This is a genomic window from Paenibacillus forsythiae T98, assembly GCF_000520735.1.
Taxonomy (GTDB): Bacteria; Bacillota; Bacilli; order Paenibacillales; family Paenibacillaceae; genus Paenibacillus_AQ; species Paenibacillus_AQ forsythiae.
Genome location: NZ_ASSC01000826.1, coordinates 1 through 4,426 on the forward strand (window position 1 = coordinate 1; position 4,426 = coordinate 4,426).

Annotated in this window: 5 protein-coding genes and 1 pseudogene; 1 reads left to right on the forward strand and 5 read right to left on the reverse strand. The window is 58.6% G+C overall.

What is annotated here, in order from left to right:
• A partial coding sequence (locus L692_RS0125220; RefSeq protein WP_025702678.1) for an ABC transporter ATP-binding protein occupies positions 1-524 on the forward strand: 524 nt, incomplete at its 5' end.
• 81 nt (positions 525-605) lie between these two features.
• On the opposite strand, the gene L692_RS0125225 is transcribed toward L692_RS0125220, so the two are convergent.
• The 5 genes and pseudogenes from L692_RS0125225 to L692_RS33255 form a co-directional block, all read right to left on the reverse strand.
• A complete protein-coding gene (locus tag L692_RS0125225; protein ID WP_025702679.1) occupies positions 606-1,208 on the reverse strand; it encodes a response regulator transcription factor in 603 nt (200 codons plus the stop codon).
• On the reverse strand, positions 1,205-2,350 hold the full coding sequence (locus L692_RS0125230; protein WP_025702680.1) for a sensor histidine kinase: 1,146 nt from the start codon (positions 2,348-2,350) through the stop codon (positions 1,205-1,207). The genes L692_RS0125225 and L692_RS0125230 overlap by 4 nt, the downstream gene beginning before the upstream one ends.
• Positions 2,351-2,356: 6 nt before the next feature.
• The gene (locus tag L692_RS0125235; RefSeq protein ID WP_025702681.1) at positions 2,357-3,094 is read right to left on the reverse strand and encodes an ABC transporter permease; all 738 of its coding nucleotides are present in this window, start codon (positions 3,092-3,094) and stop codon (positions 2,357-2,359) included.
• A gap of 2 nt (positions 3,095-3,096) precedes the next feature.
• Positions 3,097-4,005 (reverse strand): ABC transporter ATP-binding protein, encoded by a 909-nt coding sequence (locus L692_RS0125240; protein WP_025702682.1) that lies wholly within the window; start codon positions 4,003-4,005, stop codon positions 3,097-3,099.
• Between the two features lie 196 nt (positions 4,006-4,201).
• A pseudogene (locus L692_RS33255) lies at positions 4,202-4,426 on the reverse strand (NADPH-dependent oxidoreductase); the annotation flags it as partial.

Here is a 4,426-nt window from a genome sequence, read left to right on the forward strand (position 1 = left end):
CGCTGCTTCCCTGGCGCAGCATCGAGGATAACGTGATTCTCGCCCGCGAGCTGAAAGGCGCGGCGCGGGGCGAAGCCCGCGAGGAGGCCCGGCGCTGGCTCGCGAAGGCGGGGCTTGGCGGGTTCGAGAAGGCGTACCCGCACATGCTGTCCGGCGGCATGCAGCAGCGCGCCGCCTTCCTGCGCGCGCTGCTGGCGCCCCAGGAGCTGATGCTCCTGGACGAGCCGTTCAGCGCGCTCGACGCCCTCACCCGCAGCGAGATGCAGCGCTGGCTGCTGGAGCTGTGGGAGGAGAACCGCCGCTCCGTGCTGTTCATCACGCACAGTATTGAAGAGGCGCTGCTGCTCTCCAGCCGGATTTATGTGTTCTCGGGACGGCCGGGCACCGTCCTGCATACGGTCGAGGTTCCTTTTCCCCGGCCGCGCCGGGAGGAAATGACGGAGCATCCCGAGTTCCTGCGGCTGAAGCGCCAGCTGTCGGGATGGATGCGCGAGGAACAGGCCAAGGGCGGAGCGCTTCGCTGACTTTGAAGGCCAAGCCGCCCCTAAAGCCCTGCCAAGCCGCCGGGTCCGCTTTCAACGGATCTCCAGCTTGGCGGGGCTGTTTTATAACCAGCCTTTGTCCTCGGCCAACCGCACCGCTTCGATCCGGCTCTTGACCTCCAGCTTGTTCAAAATTTCCGAAATATAATTGCGGACCGTTCCGTGGGACAAATGCAGGGAAGCCGCAATTTCATTCGCCGTCTGGCCGTCCCCGGCAAGCTTCAGAACGTCCCGTTCCCGAGGGGTCAAGGGATTCTCTTCCTGCAAGCTGCCGAAGATCAGCTCCGGCGACACCTCCCGCCGCCCGTTCATCACGCGGCGAATGGCTTCCGCCAGCTTGTCCACCGGCTCATCCTTGAGAAGATAGCCCTGCACCCCCGCTTTAACCGCCCGCTCGAAATATCCGGGTCTGGAGAAGGTGGTTAGAATAATAACCTTGCAGGCCGCCCGGCGTTCCTTCAACTGTTCGGCAACCTCCAGCCCGCTTTTTCGGGGCATTTCAATATCCATTAGACAAACATCCGGCTGCAAACGGTCAATCAGCGCCAAAGCCTCCGCTCCGTCGCCGGCCTCACCGACCACCTCCAGGTCGTCCTCCAGATCAAGCAGCGAGGCCATGGCCCCGCGCAGCAGCCGCTGGTCTTCCGCAATGCAGATTCGTATCACGCCGTTTCGCCTTCCTTTCCTTCCTTCACGATTAGCGGGATCGACACTTGCAGAACCGTGCCCTCCCCTTGGCTGCCTTCCACAATAAGGCGTCCATCTATCAGAGACAGCCTCTCGGCCATCCCTTTCAGGCCGTTGCCCGCTCCCCGGACGGCTCCTCTCCCGTTATCCTCGACCGTCAGCCGCACCTCTCCGTCCTCTTTCTCCAGCAAGATCCGGCACCGGTCCGCGCCGCTGTGCCTCACAATATTGGTCACGGCTTCCTTGATACAGAGGCTCAGGATATTATGGGTTAGCCGGGGGACGCCTTCAAGAGAGGCGTCTCCCCGGATCTCCAGGGAGATTTCGGCGGCACGGAGCATTTTGTCCGCCTCCGCCAACTCCTCGGCCACCATCACGGCCCGCATCTCTGACACCAGCTCGCGAACCTGCTGCAGAGCGGCCCGGGAAATCTGGCGGATTTCCGCCGCTTCCGCCTTTGCCCGCTCCCCATCCTTGAGCGCCAGCTTCTCGACGAGCTGGCTTTTCAGCGTGATGAGCGACAGCGTATGCCCAAGCGTATCATGCAGATCGCGGGCAATCCGCATCCGTTCCTCCCGCTTAACCATTTCCCCGATGCGCTCGTTGGCCTTGTCCAGTTCTTTCTCCAATTGCTGCTTCCGGATCAGAGATCGTATCCCAACGGGAGAAATCAGCATGATGACGAGAAAGGGCAGCAGCATAACGAAATCCGATGCGTCTATTCTTTGAAGCAAATACAGCAGAGGCAAAATTTCAGCCGCCCCGAACAGAAGCATCGCCGCTTTGAAACTCCGGACATCTTCATACCTGGCGATAAAATTCGCCGTAAAGAAGCCCATATATAAATTATAGGGATTGAAAAACAGACTTAGCGCAACGATAAGCAGCAATTGAACCGTAATCCAGACCGTAAACTGCCGTCCGCGTCCTACCGCATACAGTTGGCGGTACGATACGGCGAACAGTGCAACCAGCGCGTAGCCTACGGCCAGCTTGATGCCGCCGAACCGCTGAAGATTTCCAATCGGGATAGCCAGATAAATCAACCAAATATAGGGATAGAATCCGAGCCTTGCGGGGAACAGTTCGAACTTTTTGCGTTCTGCCGCATTAACCGCCATTAGCCGTCACACCGTTTCCTGTTTTTTTCGGATATAGGTGGATACTACCATAAACAGAATCAAATATCCCAGGAGAATTAGCACATTTCTCCATTCCGGCGCATGGCCGCCCGCGATATTCCAGGCCCCGCTGCCGTAATTGTAAGAAGGCAGCCAGCGGCCGATCCGCTGCATCGTCGTTGGCAGAATTTCAAGCGGCATCCACATTCCGCCCGCCACTGCAAGAATCATATAGATGGCGTTGCTGACACCGCTTGCCGTGTCCACACGCTTCATCGCCCCCACCAGCGTCCCGACTGCCAGAAAAGGCAGAGAACCCGCCAGCAGCCACAAGCCGCACAGCAGCCATTCCCCCAAGGTCAGGGACACTCCGTTGATTAGATACCCCGCCGTAAAAATGCACAGGATCGAGAACAGATGCATAACGCTCTGACCGAACATTTGACCGAAGAAATAGACTGGGCCCGGCAGCGGAGTAAGCTTCATGAAAGTCCCCCAGCCCTTGGTCCGCTCCTGCACAAGCCGTATGCCGAGCGTCATAATCGCCGAGCCCATCACGCTGAACGATGTCATCGACATCAAATAATGAGCCTGCCACTCCCCTTTGTCCCCGCTGCCCGTACTGACAACCCTCGTAAAGATGAAATAAAACAGGATCGGCATCGCCAAAGACCAGAACACATAATAGGGATTGCGGATCATCCGCAGCATTTCCGCCTTGCACTGTTTTCCGATAAGCTTCATGGTTACATGGCCTCCTTGTGATCCATAATCAGCTCGCGAAAAGCGTCATCCAAACGTCCCTGGTCGATACGGATATCCTGCGCGGGGATGCCCGAGGCAAAAATGGCGGCCAGCGCTTCATCCGTATTGTGCGCGGCGGCATGAAACCTGCCTTCGCTCAGAAGGCATTCTCCAATCGCCGGATATGCCGACAGCCGCAGACGGACCGAAGCCGCGTCCAGCAGGGAGCGGAAGGATACCGAGCGCTTGACGATGCCCGCCTTGATTTCATCCGGCGTTCCGTCGGCCGCCAAGGTTCCTCTGTCGAACAGGAGAATCCGGTCGGCCATATCCTCGGCCTCTTGTAAGTAATGAGTGGCGAACAGAATCGTCTTGCCCCGGGCGGCAAGGTCCCGAACCGTATCCCAGAATCTCTGCCGTGCGCCGATGTCAAGTCCCACCGTTGGCTCGTCGAGGAACAGCAGGTCCGGATTGCCCGCAATTGCCAGCGCGAATCCGAGACTGCGCTTCTGTCCGACCGACAGCTTGTCGGCATACCGGTTCAGATCACTGGCGCCAAGAGCCGCCGCCTGCACCAGTTGTCCGTAATCCAGCGGGTGCGGATAATAGCTGCGGACCAGCGAGAGAATCTCCCGCGCTTTAAGCCGCTCCATCACGCTTACTTCCTGGAGCATCGCTCCCGTCCGCTCGCGGACCGCCTGGTCACGCGGGGACCGTCCGAAGACGGTTACGGAGCCTTGCGTCGGTTCCAGGAGTCCGAGCATCATTGACAGCATCGTCGTCTTCCCGGCTCCGTTCGGTCCCAGCATGGCGGTAACCGAGCCTTTGGCGATGCTGAAGCTGACTCCGTTAACCGCTTGTTTATCCCTAAAGGACTTGAAGACATCCTGCGCCTCTATTACAGTATCCATCGTCATTCCTCCCGAATATGTTCCATACGTTCTACTCTAAAGATACACGCTTGGAACTCCGGGTTTTAGTAAGGACTGTCATGATCTCCGGGTGACAAGTGTCACCCAAGGGCAGCAAAAAGGGTACGGACCCGGCAATCCTGTGCCGATACCCGTACCCTCTCTACTAAAATCTCATTCACTCGGACGCTGCCGCCTACCTGCGCATAAAACCTTTGCCCTCAAGGAAATCCTTCATATGCAGCCGGATCGGCTCCGCCAGCCGCCCCGCCATGATGGCCGACCAGGGAGTATCCTTCGCCCCGCCGGTTCGCTTGCGCAAATAGTCGGACATCGTGCTGTCGTATGCCTGGACCTGACGCACCGTCTCTTCGGCGTCGTAGCGGTTATGATGCAGCACCGCCGGCAGCGGCAGGCCCGG